Annotated in this window: 19 protein-coding genes; 8 read left to right on the top strand and 11 right to left on the bottom strand. The window is 67.5% G+C overall.

Annotation, left to right across the window (positions count from 1 at the left end; genetic code table 11):
* Window positions 1-47 precede the first annotated feature (47 nt).
* Window positions 48-1,676: an ABC transporter substrate-binding protein gene (locus AC1DNG_RS11575; RefSeq protein ID WP_476856679.1), complete on the bottom strand. Its 1,629-nt coding sequence runs from the start codon at window positions 1,674-1,676 to the stop codon at window positions 48-50.
* A 319-nt stretch (window positions 1,677-1,995) separates the two neighbouring features.
* Window positions 1,996-3,108, bottom strand: coding sequence for a tRNA 2-thiouridine(34) synthase MnmA (gene mnmA / locus AC1DNG_RS11570; RefSeq protein ID WP_476848777.1), 1,113 nt, complete (start codon window positions 3,106-3,108; stop codon window positions 1,996-1,998).
* 281 nt (window positions 3,109-3,389) lie between these two features.
* On the opposite strand from mnmA, the gene AC1DNG_RS11565 reads away from it, so the two are divergent.
* Window positions 3,390-4,628 carry an NAD(P)/FAD-dependent oxidoreductase gene (locus AC1DNG_RS11565; protein ID WP_476887381.1) on the top strand — a complete coding sequence of 413 codons (1,239 nt, stop codon included), beginning with the start codon at window positions 3,390-3,392 and terminating at the stop codon, window positions 4,626-4,628.
* Between the two features lie 20 nt (window positions 4,629-4,648).
* Here the strand turns inward: AC1DNG_RS11565 and AC1DNG_RS11560 are convergent, their stop codons facing one another.
* Window positions 4,649-5,890, bottom strand: a complete 1,242-nt coding sequence (locus AC1DNG_RS11560; RefSeq protein WP_476887380.1) for a cysteine desulfurase family protein — start codon at window positions 5,888-5,890, stop codon at window positions 4,649-4,651.
* Window positions 5,891-6,077: 187 nt separating this feature from the next.
* On the opposite strand from AC1DNG_RS11560, the gene AC1DNG_RS11555 reads away from it, so the two are divergent.
* The gene (locus AC1DNG_RS11555) at window positions 6,078-7,079 is read left to right on the top strand and encodes a DMT family transporter (protein WP_476887379.1); all 1,002 of its coding nucleotides are present in this window, start codon (window positions 6,078-6,080) and stop codon (window positions 7,077-7,079) included.
* Here AC1DNG_RS11555 and AC1DNG_RS11550 read toward each other — a convergent pair.
* A complete protein-coding gene (locus AC1DNG_RS11550) occupies window positions 7,021-7,791 on the bottom strand; it encodes a helix-turn-helix transcriptional regulator (protein WP_476887378.1) in 771 nt (256 codons plus the stop codon). The two genes, AC1DNG_RS11555 and AC1DNG_RS11550, sit on opposite strands and share 59 nt — an antisense overlap.
* Before the next feature lie 92 nt (window positions 7,792-7,883).
* On the opposite strand from AC1DNG_RS11550, the gene AC1DNG_RS11545 reads away from it, so the two are divergent.
* A complete protein-coding gene (locus AC1DNG_RS11545) occupies window positions 7,884-8,312 on the top strand; it encodes a hypothetical protein (RefSeq protein ID WP_476887377.1) in 429 nt (142 codons plus the stop codon).
* A gap of 61 nt (window positions 8,313-8,373) precedes the next feature.
* Here AC1DNG_RS11545 and AC1DNG_RS11540 read toward each other — a convergent pair whose 3' ends face one another.
* Entirely contained in the window at window positions 8,374-9,291 is a 918-nt protein-coding gene (locus tag AC1DNG_RS11540) for a diacylglycerol/lipid kinase family protein (RefSeq protein ID WP_476887376.1), read from the bottom strand.
* Between the two features lie 141 nt (window positions 9,292-9,432).
* On the opposite strand from AC1DNG_RS11540, the gene AC1DNG_RS11535 reads away from it, so the two are divergent.
* From AC1DNG_RS11535 to AC1DNG_RS11520, 4 genes are all read left to right on the top strand, one after another.
* Window positions 9,433-10,419 carry a J domain-containing protein gene (locus AC1DNG_RS11535; protein WP_476848771.1) on the top strand — a complete coding sequence of 329 codons (987 nt, stop codon included), beginning with the start codon at window positions 9,433-9,435 and terminating at the stop codon, window positions 10,417-10,419.
* An 83-nt stretch (window positions 10,420-10,502) separates the two neighbouring features.
* The gene (locus AC1DNG_RS11530; RefSeq protein ID WP_026538402.1) at window positions 10,503-10,970 is read left to right on the top strand and encodes a tRNA (cytidine(34)-2'-O)-methyltransferase; all 468 of its coding nucleotides are present in this window, start codon (window positions 10,503-10,505) and stop codon (window positions 10,968-10,970) included.
* Between the two features lie 307 nt (window positions 10,971-11,277).
* Window positions 11,278-11,883: an ECF RNA polymerase sigma factor SigK gene (gene sigK / locus AC1DNG_RS11525; protein ID WP_223913940.1), complete on the top strand. Its 606-nt coding sequence runs from the start codon at window positions 11,278-11,280 to the stop codon at window positions 11,881-11,883.
* Window positions 11,884-11,893: 10 nt separating this feature from the next.
* Entirely contained in the window at window positions 11,894-12,793 is a 900-nt protein-coding gene (locus tag AC1DNG_RS11520; RefSeq protein WP_043436603.1) for an anti-sigma factor, read from the top strand.
* A 136-nt stretch (window positions 12,794-12,929) separates the two neighbouring features.
* Here the strand turns inward: AC1DNG_RS11520 and AC1DNG_RS11515 are convergent, their stop codons facing one another.
* The 6 genes from AC1DNG_RS11515 to AC1DNG_RS11490 form a co-directional block, all read right to left on the bottom strand.
* Complete coding sequence (locus tag AC1DNG_RS11515) at window positions 12,930-14,324, bottom strand: GntT/GntP/DsdX family permease (RefSeq protein WP_223913985.1); 1,395 nt, start codon at window positions 14,322-14,324, stop codon at window positions 12,930-12,932.
* Window positions 14,325-14,378: 54 nt separating this feature from the next.
* Entirely contained in the window at window positions 14,379-14,909 is a 531-nt protein-coding gene (locus AC1DNG_RS11510; protein ID WP_028277966.1) for a gluconokinase, read from the bottom strand.
* A gap of 74 nt (window positions 14,910-14,983) precedes the next feature.
* Window positions 14,984-15,763 (bottom strand): PIG-L deacetylase family protein, encoded by a 780-nt coding sequence (locus AC1DNG_RS11505; protein WP_459385285.1) that lies wholly within the window; start codon window positions 15,761-15,763, stop codon window positions 14,984-14,986.
* Between the two features lie 4 nt (window positions 15,764-15,767).
* A complete protein-coding gene (locus tag AC1DNG_RS11500) occupies window positions 15,768-16,718 on the bottom strand; it encodes an electron transfer flavoprotein subunit alpha/FixB family protein (protein WP_223913937.1) in 951 nt (316 codons plus the stop codon).
* Between the two features lie 16 nt (window positions 16,719-16,734).
* Window positions 16,735-17,535 (bottom strand): electron transfer flavoprotein subunit beta/FixA family protein, encoded by an 801-nt coding sequence (locus AC1DNG_RS11495; protein WP_476887427.1) that lies wholly within the window; start codon window positions 17,533-17,535, stop codon window positions 16,735-16,737.
* 255 nt (window positions 17,536-17,790) lie between these two features.
* Window positions 17,791-19,521 carry a S1C family serine protease gene (locus AC1DNG_RS11490; protein ID WP_476887375.1) on the bottom strand — a complete coding sequence of 577 codons (1,731 nt, stop codon included), beginning with the start codon at window positions 19,519-19,521 and terminating at the stop codon, window positions 17,791-17,793.
* A 296-nt stretch (window positions 19,522-19,817) separates the two neighbouring features.
* Between AC1DNG_RS11490 and AC1DNG_RS11485 the strand changes: the two genes are divergently transcribed.
* Complete coding sequence (locus AC1DNG_RS11485) at window positions 19,818-21,866, top strand: TPM domain-containing protein (RefSeq protein ID WP_476887374.1); 2,049 nt, start codon at window positions 19,818-19,820, stop codon at window positions 21,864-21,866.
* The last annotated feature ends 66 nt before the right edge of the window (window positions 21,867-21,932 follow it).

The following is a 21,932-nucleotide window of genomic DNA, read 5'->3' as shown; positions in this document are numbered from 1 at the left end:
GAGGGCGCCCCGCCTCGCAGGCTGGTCAGGACAGCAGGGCTGCAGCCTTACTTGGAAAGAGTTCCCAAACGGAACTTGAAGGAGGCATCGAGGGTGGAATCGACACCCTTGACACCGCTGCCGGAAATGGCAACCTGCGCGCCCTGGAGCAACGGAAGCGTGGAGATGTCCTTGGCGAGGGCATTCTGCGCATCCTTGATCGTGGACTCGCGTTCAGTCTTATCGACGGTGGTGAGCTGCTTGCTGATCAGGTCGTTGACGGTGGGGTTGTTGTAGTGGTTCTTCAGGAAGCCGCCCTCCGGGAAGAACGGGGTCAGGTAGTTGTCGGCGTCACTGAAGTCGGGGAACCAGCCAAACTGGAACAGCGGGTATTCGTCGGCGCGGCTGGCCTTGCTGTAGGTGACCCATTCCGTGGACTGCAGGTTGACCTTGAACAAACCGGACTTCTCCAGCTGGTCCTTGATCATGGCGTACTCATCGCCGGAGGACTTGCCGTAGTGGTCCGGGTTGTACTGAAGGTTCATCGAGACGGGGGTCGTCACACCGGCGTCGGCGAGGACCTTCTTGGCCTTGTCCAGGCTCGGCTTGCCGGCGTCGCCGTAGGCGTCCTTGAACGATTCGTTGGCGCCCAGGAAGCCGTTGGGAACGTTGGAGTACAGCGGCAGGTAGGTGCCCTTGTAGACCTGGTCCGCGATGGACTGGCGGTCAACGAGGTTCGCGATGGCCTGGCGGACGGCGAGCGCCTTGGCCGGATCGGCGTCGGCAGCCTTGGCACCGAACGGCATCGTGTCGAAGTTGAACGTGATGTAGCGGATTTCGCCGCCGGGGCCAACGTTGACCTTGACCTTGGAGTCCTTCTTGAGGTCATCGACGTCGGTGGCGCTCAGGCTGCGGTTCGCGACGTCGATGTTGCCCTGCTGGATGTCCAGCTTCATGTTGGTGGGGTCGGCGTAGTACTTGATCGTGGCGGCGTCGTTGGCCGGCTTGCCGAGGACCCCCTGGTAGTCCGGGAATGCCTTGAAGCTGACCAGCTCGTTCTTCTTGTACGTGTCGATCACGTACTGGCCGTAGAACGCCTTGGCCTTGACGATCGAGTCGTCGTCAAGCAGTTTGTCGGCCGGGAAGACTTCATCGTCTACGATCGGCGCGGCGGGGCTGCTGAGGATCTGGGCGAAGGTCTGGTCGTTCGCCTGCTTCAGCTTGAAGACCACGGTGTTGGCATCGGGGGCGGTGATGCTTTCGATGTTGGTCAGCAGGCTTGCGGGACCGGCGGGATCGTTGATCTTGGTCTGCCGGTCGAAGGAGAACTTGACGTCCTTGGAGTCGAGCGTGTGGCCGTTGGCCCACTTGAGGCCCGGCTTGAGCTTGACCGTGTACTCGTTCGGCGAGGTGAAGGACGCGGACTCTGCCAGGTCGGGCACGGGATCTGCGCTGCCGGGCTTCGAGTTGAGGAGGAAGGAGTAGATCTGGTTCATCACCATGAACGAACCGTTGTCATACGCTCCCGCCGGATCCAAGGCAGTGACCTTGTCCGTGGTGCCGTAGGCGATCGGACCGCTTGCTGCGGCTGATGACCCGCCAGCGCCCCCGGTCGGCCCTGTGCAGGCCGTCAGTGCAAAGGCGGAAACCCCGGCCAGCGCGATGACGCTGTGCCAGGCCTTTTTGTTCATTGCCATCTGTGAACTTTCTGTTCGATGCGTTCTAGCGCAGCCCGAAGTGAAACGACTGCCTCGTCGGGCGGCACGCTTTGCTGATTCCTAGATTCAACCAGACGATCATTCGGTGAAACGTTGCATTTTGTGAGTTGAGACACAAAATTTACACGATTCGAAGGTTTCTCTCATTTTCTTCAGGATTCCGCCCGGATCTTCGGCAGGGTCCCTGCGCATCCGGGCGCCTTGGACGGCCGGGTAGTCGGACGACGACGGAGGGTACAGACGACGAAGGGCCCCGCCAACTGGCGGGACCCTTCGCTGGAGTCGGTGGGGCGGGCAGCTAGAGCGCGGCCCGCTGCAGCGAGCGCGCGGCATCGATCGTGGCCTGGCCGAGCACGCGGCTGCCCTGGTAGAGCACCACCGTCTGGCCGGGGGCCACGCCGCGCAGCGGCTCGGTGAGCGTGACCACAAGCTCGTCGTCCGCCATATGCGCGCGGGCAGGGACGGGGTCGCCGTGGGCGCGGACCTGGGCGTAGCAGTCAAACTCTTCGCGGCTCGCCACCTCGGCGATGGGCAGCCCCGCCCAGGAGACCTTGATGCCTCGGATTTCGTCGATGGCGAGCAGGGCCTCCGGGCCCACCACCACCTTGTTCTCCTTGGGCCGGATCTCCAGCACGAACCTCGGCTTGCCGTCCGCGGCCGGGGTGCCGAGCTTCAGCCCGCGGCGCTGGCCCACGGTGAAAGCGTTGGCGCCCGGGTGCTCGCCGACCTTGGCGCCGGATTCGTCCACGATGTCCCCCGTGGTCATTTCAATCTTCTCGGCGAGCCAGCCGGCGGTGTCGCCGTCGGGAATGAAACAGATGTCGTGGCTGTCCGGCTTGTTCGCCACGGAGAGGCCGCGGCGCTCCGCCTCCGCGCGGACCTCGGCCTTGGACGGCGTCTCGGCCAGCGGGAACATCGAGTGCTTGAGCTGTTCGTGGGTCAGCACCCCCAGCACATAGCTCTGGTCCTTGGCCCAGTCCGCAGCGCGGTGCAGTTCGGGGTTGCCGTCGGCGTCCGTGATGACCTTCGCGTAGTGGCCGGTGCATACGGCATCGAAGCCCAGGGCGATGGCCTTCTCCAGCAGGGCGGCGAATTTGATCCGCTCGTTGCAGCGCATGCAGGGATTGGGGGTGCGGCCTGCGGCGTACTCATCGATGAAGTCCTGGACGACATCTTCCTTGAACCGTTCGGAAAAGTCCCAGACGTAGTAAGGGATCCCGAGGATGTCGCACGCACGCCAGGCGTCGCGGGAGTCCTCGATGGTGCAGCAGCCGCGGCTGCCGGTTCGCAGGGTGCCCGGCATCCGGGACAGCGCGAGGTGGACGCCGACGACGTCGTGCCCCGCCTCGACGGCGCGGGCGGCGGCAACGGCGGAATCGACGCCGCCACTCATGGCTGCAAGAACTCGCATACTGGCTTTCTCTAGGGTTCGGGGGGTCACAGGCTCCGGGGCTGCTGTTCGCAGCTGCGGTGCTGCTGGGCTTTTAGTGCTGGGCTACTGCCGGGCTTTCACTGCTGGGTTGAACCGCAGTGCTACTGCTGGCCCCCGGAAATAGCACAATGCCTGCCCCGCCATTCTATCGCCACGCCGAATCCTCCCCAAAAGGCCTTGACGGGATCGCCTCCCCCTTCTAGCGTCAGGACAAGCGGTTTTAGAAAACGGAAGCGCGCCGACGCGGGAATCGAGCGGACATGGCTGTCGGGAACATCGTGATCGTGGGCGGCGGGCTGGCCGGCGCCACCGCCGCCAAAACATTGCGGGCGGAGGGCTTCAGCGGTCCGGTGGTGCTGGTGGCCGCCGAGTCCCACCAGCCGTACCTGCGCCCGCCGCTGTCCAAGGAGTACCTGCTGGGCAAGGCCGGCGACGACGCCCTGCCTGTGGTGCCCGAGGACTGGTACGACGCGAACGACGTCGACCTCCGGCTCGGCGTCCAGGTCACGGCGCTGGACCCGGCTGCCCGGGCTGTGGTTCTGGATGACGGGCGGCGGCTGGAGTACGGCTCGCTCCTGCTTGCCACGGGAGCGCGGCCCAGGACCATCCCGCTGCCCGGCAGCGGTCTCGAGGGCGTCAGCACGTTCCGGACGGTCGAGGACAGCCGGCGCCTGCACGCCCGCCTTGCCGGCGGCGGTTTGCACGTGGTCATGGTCGGGTCCGGCTGGATCGGGATGGAACTGGCCGCTGCCGCCAGCACCTTTGGAAACACCGTCACCCTGATGGGGCTGGAGGACGTGCCGCTGGGCGCGGCGATTGGCCCGGACCTGGGCGGTTTCTTCCGCGGGCTGCACGAGGCCCACGGGGTACGGTTCAGGCTTCCGGCGTCCGCTGCCGAGATTCAGGGGTGGTTTGGTCGGGCGACGGCAGTGGTCACCGACTCGGGCGAAGTCCTGCCCGCCGACCTCGTGGTCATCGCCGTCGGCGTTGTGCCGGAGGTCGGGTTGGCCGAGGCGGCCGGGCTCGGGATCCGCAACGGCATCCTCACCGACGCGTCGCTGCGGACCTCGGCGCCCGGGATCTTCGCCGCAGGCGACGTCGCCAACGCCCTGCACCCGTTCACCGGGGAACACCACCGCAGCGAGCACTGGTCCAATGCCCTGAATGGCGGCAAGGTGGCAGCCAAGGCGATGCTCGGCCTCGACGCCAAGCTGGAGACCATCCCGTACTTCTACACGGACCAGTACGACGTCAGCATGGAGTACTCGGGCTTCCCGACGCTCGTTGCCGGGCCGCCGGTCATCCGCGGCTCGCTTGCGGACAAGGAGTTCATTGCCTTCTGGCAGCGCGAGGGCCAGGTGATCGCCGGAATGAATGTCAACTGGCCCCGCGCCGCCAAGCCGCAGAAGGCGATCAAGGCGCTCATCAACGCCCGCACCGCCGTGAGCCCGGACCTGCTTGCCGACTCCTCGGTACCCCTGGATCAGCTCCTGGATTAGCTCCTGGATCAGCTCCTGGATTAGCTCCCTGCGGGGGCTCGACGGGCGGCCTCGCGCGCGACCGTTCCGGCGGTCTGGATGCTGGACTCATGCCCGGCCATGCCGGCCTGGCGGCCCCGCGCGTAGGCGCCCGGCAACGCCGCGAGCAGGGCATCGACGTCGGCGTCGGTTGAGGAATGCCCGAGCGTAAATCGCTGCGCCCCCCTCGCCGTGTCCTCGTCCAGGCCCATCGCCAGCAGCACATGGGAGGGCCTCGGAACACCGGCGGTGCAGGCGGAGCCAGTGGAGGATTCGACGCCGGCGAGGTCCAGCAGGAACAGCAGCGAGTCCCCTTCGCAGCCGGGGAACGTGAAATGCGCATTGCCCGGCAACCGCCCGGGGCCCGGGGCGCCCCGCAGGACGGCTTCGGGGACGGCCGCACGGACCCCCTCAATCAGCCGGTCCCGAAGGGCCGCGATCCTGGCGGCTTCCTCGGGGAGTTTCGCGGCAACGGCTTCGGCGGCCGCGGCAAACGCGGCGATCGAGGCGGTGTCCAGCGTCCCGGAGCGGACGTCGCGTTCCTGCCCGCCGCCGTGCTGGACCGGGGTCAGCTTCACCGCCCGGCCCAGGATCAGCGCGCCCACGCCGACCGGTCCGCCGATCTTGTGCCCGGAGACGGACATGGCGTCCAGGCCCGTCCCGCGGAAGTCAACGGGCAGGGAGCCGAAGGCCTGGACGGCGTCGGAGTGGACGGGTACGCCGGCGGCGTGTGCCAGTTCCACAACCCGGGCGACGGGCTGGATGGTGCCGACCTCGTTGTTGGCCCACATGACGCTCACCAGTGCGATCGAGCCCGGATCCCGGGACAGCTCGGCTTCGAGCACGGCCAGGTCCACGACGCCCGCCTCATCCACGGGGAGCCAGCACACGTCAGCGCCTTCATGCCGTTCGAGCCATTCGACGGTGTCCAGCACCGCGTGGTGTTCGACGGCGGAACAGAGGATGCGGGTCCGCGCCGGGTCCTCGGCCCGGCGGGCCCAGTACAGGCCCTTGACCGCCAGGTTGTCCGCCTCGGTCCCGCCGGAGGTGAAGATGACCTCCGAGGGATGGGCGCCGGCGGCCGCCGCGAGTACTTCCCGCGCGTCCTCCACGGAGCGCCGGGCACGGCGGCCCGATCCATGCAGCGAGGACGGGTTGCCGGTCCGGGCCAGTTCGCGCGTCAGCGCGGCCAGCGCTTCCGGGGCGAGGGTGGTGGTGGCGGCGTGATCGAGGTAGACAGGCACAGCCCAATTCTACCTGCGCGCGCCCGGGCTGCCGCGGTGCCAGGGCGAAGGCACAGTCTCAGGGCAGAGGCACAGTGTCAGGGCGAAGGCACCGGCCTGAGGCACAGTGAAGGGCACAGTGAAGGGCACAGTGAAGGGCACAGTGAAGGGCACAGTGAAGCACCCGGGGCTGGTGTACATTCAAGCGGTGAAAGCGCCACTCTGCCTAGTGCTGGCCACCTTGTTCTGGTCCGGCAATTTCGTCGTCGGACAGGCCGCCAGAGCCTCAATGACACCGCTGGACCTGACCTTCTGGCGCTGGAGCCTGGCCGCCGTGCCGCTGCTGATCCTGGCCCACCTCATTGAACGGCCCGACTGGGGCGCGGTGCTGCGCCGCTGGCCCGTGCTTCTGCTGCTGAGTGTCCTGGGCATGAGCGGCTACACACTGCTGCTCTACGGCGCGCTCGGATTCACGTCCGCGATGAACGCCTCGCTGGTGACGGCCGCAAACCCGGCCCTCATTGTGGTCATGGCGATCGTCCTGCTCGGTGAGAAGACCACACGGCTGGGCTGGCTCGGCATCTGCCTTGGCCTGCTGGGTGTGCTGCTGGTCCTGACCCAGGGCGAGCTGGCCCGCGTGGTCGGCCTCGCCATCAACACCGGTGAGCTCATGATGATTGGCGCGATCATCGTCTGGGGCTTCTACACCATCGTTGCCCGCCGGCTGGATGTGCCGCCCGTCGCGGCCACAGCGGTGCAGGTGGTGATCGCAACCGTGACGCTGGCGCCGTTTGCTCTCGCCATGAACGTGCGGTTTCCCGATACCGCGGCCGAAGGCTGGTCGATGGCGTATATCGCCCTGTTCCCGTCCCTTGGTTCCTATCTCCTCTGGAACCTGGCGCTGAAAACCACCCCGTCCGGGACCGCCGGAAACTACCTCAATCTGATGGTGGTCTTCACCGCGATCATCACCGTGCTGTTCGGGACCCCGCTCACCCTCGTGCAGATCGTAGGCGGCCTCCTGGTGATCGCCGGCGTGCTGCTGACCGGAATCAAGGGCCAGGCCCGCAACGCCGGCCACCCCAGCGGCAGGGCCCAAGCCGGGCCGCCCGCCGCCGCTTCAGGCAGGCAGGCTCACGCAGGCAGTCCGGTCACGATGGAAGAATACGGGCACAGCACTGCCCGGGCCGCGCGCCGCCCTGCTCCCTGAGATCTTCGATGGCGAGCGCTTCGATCCGGCCCGGTTCGATCCCCAGGGCCATTGAGGCCCCGCCGAGAAAGGCTCCGTTCATGGCACACACCACGTCTGCGTGCCCGGCGGCGAGGCGATGGAACGGGCAGTTCAGCAGCACCAGTCCCCCGCCGCCGTCGTCCGCCGGGCAATAGCCCTGCCCCGCCAGGAAGTCCTCGAACGGGCCGGCGCCATCGGGGCTGCCGGCGGAGTCCGCAGGCCCCGCCCCGGTGGCCCCCGCCGGCTCGCGGCCGGCTGCGCGGGCTGCCGACTCACCCGCCGACTGCCCCCTCGCGCGGGCAGCCCGAAGCAGGGCCTCCCGCGGCGAACCGCCGCCGCTGGTTGCGTCCTCGATCGCGGACACCAGCAGCTCGGCGGCGAGATCATAGTGGCGATCGGGCACCGAGGCCGCGACCTCATCCACGGCGGCCCGGTACAGCTTGGCGGGCCGGCCGGACCCCGGGCCCTCCCGCCCTCCGAGCTTGCGGAACTCCACGGCCAGCAGCCCGTCTTTCACGAGCCGGTCCAGATGGAACGAGGCAGTGCTCCGCGCCAGGCCCACGGCCTGCGCGGCATCGTCCCGGCCAACGGCATCTGCCGCTGAGGCAACGAAGTCAAACAGCCTCCTGCGGCTCTCGTCTCCGAGCGACGCGACCGCCGCCAGCCTGTGGTTCCACGGAAGCTTGGTCATGACACCAGAATATCTCTAAAAACAAGAATCATTGCTTAATTGCTGCGGGGCCCTCTAAAATCAAGGTATCTATTTTTAGAAGGAGCAATGCCATGAAAGTTTCCCCAGCCCTCGCCAATCCCGCACAGCAGCTCACGGCGGACCGTCAGGCCTTCCTGCTGCTGCGGACCGTCTTTACGGTTGCGCCGATCCTGTTCGGCCTGGACAAGTTCACGAACCTCTTGACCGACTGGACGATGTACCTGGCGCCCGTGGTGACCCAGGTGGTCCCGCTGCCGGCCCAGACGATCATGTACGTCGTTGGCGTGGTGGAAATCGTCGCCGGCGTGGCGGTGGCGCTGCGCCCGCGCTTCGGATCGGTGCTCGTGGCCGCCTGGCTGCTGGGCATCATCATCAACCTGATCGTCCTCGGCGGCTTCTACGATGTCGCTCTGCGTGACTTCGGGCTGCTCGTGGGTGCCCTGGCGCTGAACAGGCTGTCCCCGCGCAAGGCCGTGCCGGCCGCGACGCCAGGCAGCTAGGCCAGACGGCGGGTCCCGGCAACTGGTCCCGGCAGCTGGGCGAAGACGCCGGGCCACGCCACTACGCCAGGACGCAGACGGCCCGCGGAACGACCTCAATGGTCATCGGGAGCGCCCCGATCCGCTCGCCGTCGGCGTAGGCCACGATATTGCCGGCAGACAGTTCCACGGTGCGGACCCGGCGAAGCTGCACGGCGGGGTGGCCCACGTGCTTGCCGGCAAAGACCTTGGGAAACACGGCCAGCAGCCGGGTCCGGGACAGCCGGTTGACAATGAAGAGGTCCAGGTAGCCGTCATCAAGGGCGGCTCCCGGGACGATCCTCATCCCGCCGCCGATCGACTGGCCGTTGGCGACGGAAATCAGCATGGCGCCCTGCTGCCACTTCTCGCCGTCGGCAGTCACCGTGTAATCGATGGCCCGGAACGACGCCAGTTCCCGCAGCATGGCGAGCTGGTAGCGGATCTTGCCGCGCGGCCAGCGCCAGTCATTGGCCCGCTCATTGACTGCGGCATCGAACCCGGCCGAGACCACGCCCGCAAACAAGCGGGAGGATCCTCCGGCGGTGATCCTGCCGGCGTCAATCATCCGGCCGCCGCCGGCCAAAGACTCCAGGGCCCGTTCACAGGCCGCCGGGAGGTCGTGCAGCGGCAGGCCCAGCGAACGGGCCGTGTCGTTGCCCGTCCCGGCGGGAATGATGCCCAGTGGAACCCGCCGGCGGGCACCGGCACCTGCTCCGGCACCTTCACCTGCTATCGCGTTAAGCCCGAGGTGGACCATGCCGTCGCCGCCCACCACCACGAGGGCATCCACGCCCGACTCCAGCGCAGCCTCAACTGCCTGCGCGAGCCCGGCATAACTGTCCGCGCACAGCAGCAGGACCTCCGCCCCGGCTGCACGGAAGTACGCCGCCGCGTCCTTGCCGGCGTGCCGCGCCCGGCCAAAGGATGCGTGCGGGTTGACGGCGACGGCGATCAGCATGCGCTGAATTATGCCAGCCGCCGGGAACCATCCCTGTGCACGCAGTCGTTATTCCTCCAGCCGGTTAAACTGGGCACGCCGGACGCCCACGAACGGTCCGGCATTCCCACCGCCGGCACCATCAACGAAAAGGATCTCTGTTTGACGCAGGGCAGCAGCTCGCATTACCAGGTCCTCGGGATCCCCGTGACGGCGACGGAGAAGGACATCAAAGTCGCGTACCGCAAGGCCGCCCGGACCGCCCACCCGGACCATGGCGGCGACCCTGCAGCGTTTCGGCGCGTCACGCTCGCGTACGAGACCCTCATCGACACCAAGCGCCGCGCGGACTACGACCGCTCCTACGGCAGCGCATCCGGCGGCGCGTATTCGTCTCCCGCCGGCGATGAGGGCGCCCACTTCGACGCGCCCGCCGCGGGCAGCCGGGCCTCCGCCAACGTGCGCCGGCCGAACACGCCGCGGAATACGGCCGCAGATCCACCCGTCTATGTTCCACCGTTCGAGCAGTTTGACGGCGGGTCAGCGGTGCCGCTGATTCCCGCCAGCGTGGCCCGGCAGCAGGTCCACGGCATGCCCCGCAAGCGCGGCATCTTCGGCGCCGAAGCCCGGATCCAACGCGAGATGCGCACCGTGCAGCTCATCAGCAGGCAGATCCTGACCACCATCCCGGCGGCGCGTCTTGTCAACGGGCTGCAGTCCCCGGCGGACAACAGCCACATCGACCACGCGGTCCTTGCCGGGTACCGTCTCGCGATCGTCGGATCCATGCTCCTGCCGCCGGGTGCCTATGCATGGAACGGCAGCACGTTGACCCACGGCGGACGCTCCGTCGCCCCGCCCCAGCTGGGCCACATCGTGCGCCGGATGCAGGACATATTTCCCGAGCTCAATGTCACCGGCTGGATTGTCGTCCACAGCACGGACGGCAATCTGCATCAACCGGTCATCGACCGGCACCGCCGCGCCCCCGGCGGCCAGGGAAGCGGGTACGGGGAAGGCTCGGGCCTTGTCGAGGTGGTCAACGCCGCGGGCCTGGCCCGCGGCCTGAAGTTGTTCCTCGGCTCGGGACCGGCGCCCAACACCGTCAACGTTCCCGTGCTGGCCCGCCTGCTGCGCGGAATGCACTAGATTCCGCCCAGGCGCTCCCCTGCGCCCCGGGGTAGGGAAGGCCCGAGGCGCGTTCGACGCCGGCGGCTCGCTAGGATGGGACGGTGTTCCGCATCCTCTTCCACACCCCAGAAATCCCCGGCAATACGGGAAACGCCATCAGGCTGGCTGCCATTACGGGGGCCGAACTGCATCTGGTGGAGCCCCTGGGCTTTGACTTCTCCGACGCCAAACTCCGGCGGGCGGGCCTTGATTACCACGACCTCGCCGTCGTGACCGTCCACCCGGACATCGACGCGGCGTGGGCCGCTCTCGAGCCGGAACGGGTATTTGCCTTCACCTCCGACGGCGAGACCACGTACACAGACATCCGCTACCGTGCCGGCGACGTCCTCCTGTTTGGTCCTGAATCCGTAGGCCTGCCCGAGGAAGTCAAACACAGTCCCCGGGTGACGTCCCGGGTGCGCCTGCCGATGCTCCCAGCCCTCCGGTCACTGAACCTGGCCAACGCGGCATCCATCGCCGTCTACGAGGCGTGGCGCCAGAACGGATTTGCAGGGGCCAAGTTGTAGCGGTCCGCCGCGAAGGCCCGCCAGGACGTGCGGCGGCCCCCCGGGCGGCCCGCGGGAAAGAATTCCCGCGCAGCACGCCCATCCAGATGCCGGGGCGCACCGAATCACTTCTGAAGGCGGACACCAATCCGCCCACTCACATTGTGTCTACCGGGCATAGTGCGGAGAAACGGAAGGGAGCGAGGAGCGGCAGGTGAGAACAGTACATCTGGACAGATCCTCTGCCCACGTGGCAGGGGACGGCCCCTCGCCGCATGCCGCACCGATTGGCCCGCGTTGGGCTGCAAGCGCCCTATGCTTGGGAGTGATGGAAACTCCGAATGCCCCGAACCCCGAGGCCGCCGCACCGGCGGACACCTCAGCCGACATCAACGGCCGGCTCAGCAGCCTGCTGGCACTGATTGCCCAGGGCGACCAGACGGCGTTTGCGGAATTTTACAGCCTCACCTCCAGGCGCGTCTTCGGCATGGCACGCCGGGTCCTGATCGATACCGAACTCAGTGAGGACACCACCCAGGAAGTCTTCCTGCAGGTCTGGCAGAACGCTGCCAAATTCAATCCCGCCGCCGGCAGTCCGCTCGCCTGGCTCATGACGATCTCGCACCGACGCGCCGTTGACAAGGTCCGGTCCTCGCAGTCCGCCACCGACCGCGAAGCCAGATACGGTGCCAGCAGCCAGGAGATCGACCACGATTCCGTCTCGGACGAAGTCGGCAGCCGGCTCGAGGCCGAGGCCGTGGTCCGGTGCATGGAGACGCTGACCGATACGCAGCAGGAGTCCGTCCGGCTGGCGTACTACGGCGGCCTCACCTACCGGGAAGTGGCCGAGCGGCTGAATGCCGCGGTACCTACCATCAAGTCCCGCATCCGCGATGGACTCATCCGACTGAAGACCTGCTTGGGGGTGAGCTGAATTGACCGATATGAACGCACATGAGAACAACAACCGCCTCCCCGGCGGCTTCACCGCCGAGATCGCCACCGACCTGTCGTCCGGCCGCGTGGTGGACCTTGCCGAGGTCTATGCCCTCAACGCCGTGGACGACGCCGAACGCGCCGCAATCGAGCAGTTCCTCGCCTCCGCACCGGCAGCAGACAGGGCTGCCTTTAACGAGCGGGTCCGGCAGGCCCGGGAGACCCTGGCCACCAGCTTCACCGCAGAGGAAGAGCCTCCGCCCGGGCTGCTGGACCGGATCATGTCATCCTTGCCTGCGCAGACGGCAGAGCAGGCCGCAGCGCAGTCCCCCGCCGCAGTGCCGCTTCCCGGCACGGGTCCGCAAGCGACGCCGGTGCTGCCGCATCCGGTACGTGACGGCTCCGCGCTGCCCGCCACCGACGAACTCGGTGCGGCCCGCCAGCGCAGGGAAGAGCGCCGCCGCCCGCAGGGCATGCGGAACTGGCTTATCGGCGTCGCCGCAGCAGCCGTGATCGCCCTGGGCGGTGTGGGCGTCGGAGCCTACGTGGCCAACCAGAACGATCCCCTAAATCAGGTGATGCAGGCCAGCGACGTCCGCCAGGCTACTGTCGACGTCAACGGCGGCGGCACCGCCACCGTGTCGATTTCCCCGTCCAAGGATGCCGCCGTCGTCAAAATGAACGGCGTCCCGGCCCCGCCCGTGGGCAAGGTCTACCAGATGTGGCTGATCCCCAAGGACGGCTCGGCCCCGGTCTCGCAGGGCCTCATGGACGCTGAAGCCCTGTCCAAGCCCGCGGTGGTCAAGGGCATCGGTTCCGCGGCCGCGCTGGGCATCACCGTGGAGCCCGAAGGCGGATCCGCGTCGCCTACCCTGCCGACCGTCGCCGCCGCACCGCTGGACGCCTAGCCACCCGCAGGAGACAGCAAGCCACCCGCACACACAAAGCCGCCCGGGCCTTGACTCCTTCCGTAGAAGGACTCAAGGCCCGGGCGGCTTTGTGCTGTGGCCGGCGGACGTCCCGGCAAGCCGGCTTCCCGCCCGGCTAAATGACCAGCGAGAGCAGCATGACCAGGCCGAAGCTCACCACGGAGATCAGGGTTTCCATGACGGACCAGGTCTTGAAGGTCTGGCCCACAGTGAGTCCGAACAGCTCCTTGACGAGCCAGAACCCGGCGTCATTCACGTGCGAGAAGAACAGCGAGCCCGCGCCGATCGCGAGGGCCAGGAGGGCGGCGTGCGTCGGCGACAGCGAGCTGGCCAGCGGTGCCACGATGCCGGCGGCCGTCACGGTGGCGACGGTGGCTGAGCCTGTCGCCAGGCGCAGGGCAACGGCCACGATGAAGCCGAGCACCAGCACGGACATGTTGGTCCCCTCGGCCCAGGCCTTCACCGAGTCACCCACGCCGGCACCAATCAGCGTCTGCTTGAAGCCGCCGCCTGCGCCGACAATCAGGATGATCCCCGCGATCGGGCCCAGGCTGGCAGCGATCTTGCTCGTAATCTTGGCGCCGTTGAGGCCCACGGCGTAGCCGAAGGTCACCATGGCCAGCAGGACGGCCAGGGTCATCGCCACCAGCGGCTGCCCGACGAAGTCGAAGAACATCCGGATCGCGGGGGCCGTCTTGGGGTCCGGCCAGATGATGTCCACAACGGCCCTGAGCAGCATGAGGACCACCGGGAAGATGATGGTCAACAGCGTGACGGTGAAGTTCGGCGGGCGCTTGACGCCCTCCATGTCCGCGCCGTGCACGGTATCGACGCCGCCGGCCACGGCGGGGGCACCCACCGGGACCCACCGGGCCGCCAGGCGGGAGAAGAGCGGGCCGCAGATAATCACCGTGGGGACGGCGATGAGGATGCCGAGGGCCAGGGTGGTGCCCAGTTCAGCCTTGACGGCGCTGATCGCGATCAGCGGTCCCGGGTGCGGCGGCACCAGCCCGTGCAGCACGGACAGGCCGGCCAGCGCCGGGATGGCGATGCGCATCAGGGGCATCTTGGAGCGCTGCGTGACCAGGACGATCACCGGCAGCAGCAGGACGAGCCCGATCTCGAAGAACATCGGCAGGCCGATGATCACGGCTACGAGCGTGATGGACCAGACCAGCTTGTTTCCGGTGGCCTTTGCCAGGAGGGTGTCGACCACCCGGTTCGCGCCGCCGGAGTCCGCTAGCAGCTTGCCCAGCATCGCGCCGAGGGCGACCAACAGACCGACTTCCTTCAGGACGCCGCCCACGCCGTCCTCGAAGTTGATGATCACCTTGGCCGGTTCCACACCGGCAGCGAGGCCGACGAATCCTGACCCCAGAATCAGGGCCAGGAAGGGATGGAACTTGAATTTGGCGATCAGGACCACGAGCAGGGCGATGCCCAGACCCGCGATGATCAGTAGTTGGGTATTGACGCCGGTCCCGGCCTCAACGGCAGCCGGAAGCTGCATTGCTATCAGTGATTTCACAAAAAATTCCTTGGTCGCGGCGAAACGCGGGAAGGCTCAGGGCCTGGCGTCGGCGGCGTCGAGATTAAGTCGGGTGATGATTTCCTGCGCTTCTTCCGCCGGCGTTGCGGAGACGGACAGGGAGATGAAGTTTTCGTCTGCCGTGGGGGCTTCGAGCGCGTCGAACTGGGACTCCAGCAGGGCCGGGGGCATGAAGTGCCCGTGGCGGGAGGCCAGCCGGTCGGAGATCTTGTCCCGTGATCCCTCGAGGAACACGAAAACCACCCCTTCGCCGCGCAGAACGTCCCGGTAGCGCTTCTTCAGCGCCGAACAGGTCACGACGCCGGGATTCCCGGCGCCGGTGTGGGCCCGGATCCAGTCCGCAATGCTTTCGAGCCAGGGCCACCGGTCCTCGTCGGTCAGCGGCTGTCCTGCGTGCATCTTTGCCACGTTTGATTCGGGGTGCAGGTCGTCGCCCTCGGCCAGGTCCCAGCCCAGCCTGCCGGCCAGAAGTCCCGCGACAGTTGATTTGCCGGATCCGGAGACGCCCATGATCACAAGAACGGGGTGTTGCGCAGTCTTCGCCATCAAAGTCTGCCTTCCATCAATAAATATGATTTAAACAGAGGCCAGCATATGGCAGAGGTTGTGCTGCAGCAACACTAGAAACCGGCGATGGTCCCCTGGCCGTTGACTGTTACGACATGGAAGGCCTCGGCGCTGCGCCCGGCGGGAAGTCCGGCCCGGGCCCCGGTGCCGAGCATGAGGGCGCGGACCGTGCGCTCCATGGCGTCGACGTCGGGGTGCTGGCTGACGTGGATGTGGATGGCGGCCAGCTTGCTCTCCACATGCCCGGTGACGTCCACGAAGTGGTTTTCGCGCTCTTCCGGCCCGGCGAAGAGCCACAGCCAGGGCAATTTGTAGGCCTCCAGCCCGGACTCGGCCAGTTCCGGGTATGCGAACGGGTTTTCCAGCGCGGGGTACACGGCGCGGGTCACCGCCTCCCCCACGGCGAGATGATCCGGATGGCTCTTCTGGATCCGGTTCCAGTTGCGTTCCGGATGCATGGAGAGCACGACGTCGGGCCGGAGCTGCCGGATCAGGCGCACCACCTCGCGCATCACCTCATGCGAGGGTTCGAGGTAGCCGTCACGCTGGTGCAGGTAATGGATGTCCGTGACGCCGACCAGGGCGGCGGCGCGCTGCTGCTCCGCAACGCGCAGCCGCACAATTTCCTCGCGCTGCTCCGGATCAAAGCCGCCGGCGTCGCCGTCGGTCATGATGCAGTAGCTGACCTGGACTCCGGCGGCGGTCCAGGCTGCAACCGTGCCGGCTGCGCCGAAATCGATGTCGTCCGGGTGGGCCGTGAAACAAAGCACCCGCTCAATCCGGGTGGTCTCCGGGTCGAACGGGCTTTGTGCCGGGACGGCGGTGGTGCTCATGCGGTCAGCCTCTGCGCTTCTTGATTTCGGCGGTGGCCTGCGGCAGGACCTGGAAGAGGTCGCCCACAATGCCGAAGTCCGCGATCTCGAAAACCGGCGATTCGGCGTCCTTGTTCACGGCCACGATCACCTTCGCGGTCTGCATGCCTGCCTTCTGCTGGATGGCTCCGGAAATGCCCGCGGAGATGTAGAGCTGCGGTGCGACGGTCTTGCCGGTCTGGCCGATCTGCGCGTCGTGGCCGATCCAGCCGGCGTCCGTGGCAGCCCGCGAGGCTCCGATGGCTGCGCCGAGGGCGTCGGCGAGTTCCTCCAGCGGACCAAAGTTGCCGTCCACGCCACGGCCGCCGGCCACGACGATCCGTGCCTCGGACAGATCGGGGCGTCCGCTGGCAGGCTTGTCGGTGCGCGCCGTAACCCGCGCGGCAGCCGCAGTCACGTCAGGAACCTGGACAGTGATGCTCTCCGGCGCCGTGCCGGTGACTGCGGGCTCGGGCGTGATGCTGTTGGGCTTCACGGTCAGCACGGAAACGGGTGTCACCGCCTTCGCGGCGCTGGTGTAGGACCCGGCCAGGACCGACTTGTGCGCCGTTCCGTCGGGATCCACGGCTACGACGTCGGTGATGACGCCGGCGCCGAGCCTGATGCCGAGCCGGGCGGCGATTTCCTTGCCCTCGGCCGAGTTCTCGGCCAGGACCACGCCCGCACCGGCGGCGGCGGCGGCCGCGGCCAGGAATGCCGCCTTGGGTCCGACGAGGTAGTCGTCGAGGTCCGTGGCGGACGGGCGGTACAGTGCCTGGGCGCCGTACGCGGCCAGGGTCGAGGCGGCGTCGTCGTGCAGTTCGCCGTTGACGGCGGCGACGGTCTCGCCCAGGGACCGGGCGATGGTGAGCAGTTCCAGGCTCGACTTCTTCAGCGCCGCACCGGGGTTGTCGATGAAAACGAGTACTTTTGCCATGTTCGGATAATCCCCTTTAGAGCAGCTTCTGGGCGGCCAGGAACTCGACCAGCTGGATGCCGGCGTCGCCTTCGTCGGTAATGATGGTGCCGGCCGTCCGCGGTGGGCGGGCCTCTGCGGTCTCGACTGCGGTCCAGGAACCGGTCTGGCCCACCTGGGCGGCGTCCACGCCGATGTCGGCAAGGCTCAAGGTGGTGATGGTTTTCTTCTTCGCCGCCATGATGCCCTTGAAGTTCGGGTACCGCGGATCATTGATCTGGTCGGTGACGGAAACGACGGCCGGGAGAGTGGCCTCGATGGTGTCCGCGTGGGTGTCGCCGTCGCGGCGGGCGGTGAGCTTGCCGGCGTCGAGCTCGAGGGACGCGGCGAAGGTGACCTGCGGGAGGCCCAGCCGCTCAGCGAGCTGTGCCGGGACCAGCGAGGTCTCGCCGTCCGTGGAGGCCATTCCGGTGAGGATGAGGTCCGCGGGGACATCCGCGCCCAGGTGGCGGATCGCGGCGGCCAGCGCCAGCGACGTGGCCGCGGCATCCGAGCCGGCCAGGGCCTCATCGCTGAGGTGCACGCCTTCCGTGGCGCCGATCTGGAGGGACTTCTTCACCGCATTGACTGCCCCGGCCGGGCCCATGCTCAGCGCAATGACCTTATTGCCGGCCGCTTCTCCGCCGCGGGCCTCGGTCAGCTGCAGCGCAGCTTCCAGGGCGTATTCATCCAGTTCGGACAGGATGCTTTCGGAGCGGTCCACTGTGTTGGCCTCACCTGTGAGGTGGCGGTCGAACTGCGTATCCGGGACGTGCTTGACCAGCACAATGATTTTCAGAGTTTCTTCCACTGTGTCTACAGCAGCCTTCCATGCGGGTGGACAGCCGCCCCTGACGGGGTCATGGCCACGGAATGCCCGGCAGCCGGGCTGTTCCTAGCTAACCATATAGCCGCCGGGCAGCGCGGCCAGGGTTAAGGTCTGTGTCAGTGAACTGGCCCGGGACGGCAAAGGCCGGGCCGCACCTTTTCGGTGCCGCCCGGCCTGTTTGCTGCTGCCTTGATTTACAGCTGCGCTGTTTGCTTTCGCCCAGCTCTACTGCTCGGCTGCGGCGCCGAGCGTCACGTCGACGTCCTTGAACTGGCCACCGCGCAGCACCGTCACCTTGACCGTGGCCCCGGCGGCCTGTTCCCGCACCGCCGCGGTGAGCTGGTTGGGATCGCTGATGGTCAGGTTCTGGAACTTCGTCACGACGTCGCCGACCTTGATGCCGGCCTTGTCTGCGGCCGAGCCGGACTCGACGGTCGCGACCTCCGCGCCCACCGAGAACCCGGAGGAGGACGAGCCTGCGGCCTTGGGCTTCACGCTGACCCCGAACTGCCCGTGGGTGGCTTTGCCGGCGCTGATGATCTCCTGGGCCACGCGCTTGGCGTTGTTGATGGGGATGCTGAAGCCCACGCCGATGTTGCCGCTGCTGCTTCCGCTGGCCGCGTCGCCGCCGGCGGAGGCGATCGCGACGTTGACGCCAATGATTTCGCCCTTGGTGTTCACCAGCGCGCCGCCGGAGTTACCCGGGTTGATGGCCGCGTCCGTCTGGATGACGTTGATCGAGATGGATCCCTGATCCGCGGTGCTCGGAGTCTCGCCGCCGCCGGGGGGCGCGAACTGGAAGCCCTGGTCACCGCCCTGGGAGTTGTCCGCACCGCCCTTCGGCGCAGCCGAGGATGCCACGCTGATGGTCCGGTTCAGGGTTGAGACGATGCCGTCCGTGACTGTGCCGGTAAGTCCCAGCGGCGATCCAATGGCGACGGCGGTGTCACCGACGTTCAGCTTGCCCGAGTCACCGAGAGTTGCCGGGACCAGTCCCGAGGGGTTGTCGATCTTGATCACGGCGAGGTCGGAAAGCGGGTCGGTACCGACGATCTTCGCGGAGTAGACCTTGCCGTCGCTCGTCCGGACCTCCATGGTGGCGTTCGCGGCCTTGCCGTCGAGCGTCACCACGTGGGTGTTGGTCAGCACATGGCCCTGGGTGTCGAGGATGATCCCGCTGCCGGTGCCGCCGTCGCTGCCGCTGGTCGCTTTGATGGTCACCACACTGGGGGAAGCCTTGAGCGCGGCGGCGCTGATAGCGTTGACGTCTTCCCTGTTGTTGACGATCACCGGACCGGCCTGGCTCGTGTTGCTCGCGGCGGACGGGGAAAGGCGATCGCCCAGCAGGGCGTTGCTGCCGGCCACCACGCCGCCGCCGATCAGGCCGGCGGCCACGATGCTGGCCACGAGGGTGGGGACGCCGAATGCCGCCTTGCGTTTGGGGGCGTGCGCCGGGTCGTTCGCAAAGCCGGGGCCGGAAGGGTAGGACGGACCCGGCTGCGGCTGGCCGCCGTAAGGGTTGGCGCCGTAGTGGGCCTGGCCGTACTGGGTTTGCGGCGACTGCCCGTACGGGGTTTGCTGGGACTGGCCGTAGGGCGGGTGGCCGGGCTGGGCGGGCTGGCCCTGGCCGGACTGGGAGAACCCGCCGTACGGGCCGGTTTGCTGGGCCGGGGCGCCGATCTGCTGGGTATCCGCGGCGGAGGGCTGTTGCTGCTGGTACACCGGACGCGGCGCGCCGTCCTCGGCGCGGTCCAGCCGGAGGGTCGGGTTCTCGGGCGCCGGGCTTCCGACTACTGAGTTTTCGGACGTCGTGCTTTCGGATGCCGGACTTCCCGGTGCCGCCTCAGGCGCGCGGCCGGCATGCGGCTGCTCCGGCGAGCCCTCCCGCACTCCCGCCGGTTCCTGGTTCTGTTGTGTCGGCTCCGGTGACACACCCGGCACTGGGTTCTCAGTCATGAGACTTCCTTTCGTCCTCGTCTGCCTATAACTATGAACGCTCAGGCTGACACTAGAGCGGACATTTGCTGGGAGGTTCCTGAACGGACTGTTTGCGGCCTGCGGGCCCGTGTTTCCCAGTTTAAGCCCGTTTCGCTGGTGGCATATTCCCCTAGGTGGACTGCCTTTTGGGTGCACCATAGAATCAAATGGAAATGCCACAGCGACCTGCGGCTTTACATCTGCGTGGGGGCGCTGCTGCTTTCTGTGACGGCTGGTTCGACCGAACCGGTCCCAGAAGTGCTGAAGGGTTGCACATGCGGTCTAAGTTGAATCGTTTCCTCGCCGTCCTTGGCGTCGCTGGATTGTTGGCGCTCCCCGCCGCTCCGGCCCTGGCCGAAGATCCGGTGACCATTCCGTCCGGGCAGAACATCGTGGACAGTGCGAACGTGCTCGGCAGCCGCAAGGCCGAAGTCCAGGACGCCATCCAGAAGCTCCTCAAGGACCACAAGTACAACCTCTACGTCATCACGGCAAAGACGTTCGAGAATCCGGCCGAACCCAAGGCGTGGGCCCAGGCCGTCGCGACCAACAAGGGCATGGGCAAGGCCGACGTCATCCTGACCATGTCCGACGACGGCAAGTACTACTTCTCCCCCAGCTCGGCCAGCGCCATCTATCCCAAGACGTCCACCATCGTCCAGAACGCCATCGTGCCGAACCTGGCCGGCGGAAAGCGCGACTTCGCCCAGGCAGCCATTGATACGGCCGCTGCGGTGGGCGACGCGGCGGGCGGCGGCAGCGGAACGGTGCCGTCCGGCGCCGGAGCGGGCAGCGCCGTCCTCGTGGGAGTCGGCGTCGTGGCTGTGGGCGGTGCGGGAACGTACCTGTACCTGCGCAGCCGCCGGAAGAAGGCCCTGCAAAGTTCGGGGGCGTCAGCCGGGGCCCAGGGCGGGCAGCCGGACCCGCTGGCGGGGCTCAGCGTGGCCGAGCTGCGCCGGAAGAGCGATTCGCTGCTGATCGAGGCCGATGACGCCATCAAGTCCAGCGAGCAGGAGCTGGGATTCGCCCAGGCCCAATACGGGGACGCCGCGGTGGGCAATTTCACCAAGGCTCTGCAGGAGGCCAAGGGCCACATGACGGAATCGTTCAAGCTGCAGCAGCAGCTTGACGACCACATCCCCGACACCGAGGAGCAGCAACGGAGCTGGCTCGTTGAAATCATAGGCCGCTCCGAAGCCGCGCTGGCATCGCTGCAGGAACAGAAAGCCGATTTCGATTCCCTCCGGGAGCTGGAAAAGAACGCCCCGCAGGCCCTCGCCGCCGTCGGCGCCGGCGCCGCGGACGCCCAGGCAAAGCTTGCCGCCGCCGAACAGTCACTGACCGATCTGCGGGCCAAGTACGCCGAGAGCGCCCTGGTCCAGGTCGCGGACAACATCAAACAGGCCAAGGAACGTCTCGATTTCGTGCAGAACGCCTCCACGGCGGCGCAGGAAAAGCTCGCCGCGGGTGAAAGCAGCCTCGCCGCGGTCGCCGTCCGCGCCGCCGAGGAAAGCCTGCACCAGACGAACGTGCTGATCGGCGCCATCACCAAGGTGGCCGGTAGCCTCGACGGGGCACGCAACAGCCTGGAAGCCGCCGTCGTCGATACCGCGCAGGACCTGGCCCAGGCGAAGGCGATGATCCAGTCCGGCGCCCATCCGGAACTTGCCGGCCCCGTGGCTGCGGCGGAAGCCGCGCTCGCCCAGGTCAAAACGGAAATCCAGGGCGGCAAGATTGATCCGATCGCGACGCTGGAACGGGTCGTCACGGCCCACCAGGCACTCGACCAGTCCCTGGCCGGAATCCGCGACCAGCAGGACCAGGCGCGCCGGGCCCAGGCCTCACTGCAGCAGAGCATCATGTCGGCCCAGGCCCAGATCAGCGCGACGTCGGACTACATCACCGCCCGCCGCGGCGGCGTAGGCACCGACGCGCGCACACGCCTGGCGGAAGCCCAGCGGAACCTGGACTATGCGCTCTCCATTTCCCGCACCGACCCCGTCACGGCCTTGCAGTACGCACAGCAGGCCTACGCGCTGGCGGCACAGGCCGCGCAGCTGGCCCAGTCCGACGTCGACCAATTCGGCGGCTACGCCAACCAGGGCCAAGGCTACGGTCGGGGCGGCATGTTCGGCGGCAGCGGCGGGGGCGGCCTCGGCGGCGCGATCCTCGGCGGAATCCTCATCAACTCGATCCTCCACGGCGGAGGCGGCGGAGGCTGGGGCGGCGGCGGAGGCGGCGATGACTCCGGCGGCGGCTGGGGCGGCGGCGGCGACTTTGGCGGCGGCGGAGACTTCGGTGGCGGGGACTCCGGAAGTTTCTAGCCTGTTCGCCACCCCGCAGGGGACATAGTGGGAAAGCAGTAGCAGGAAACTCGACAGACCACGCGC

It is taken from the genome of Arthrobacter sp. 01T425, from assembly GCF_056398725.1.
This window is presented reverse-complemented; position numbering and strand designations above follow the sequence as displayed.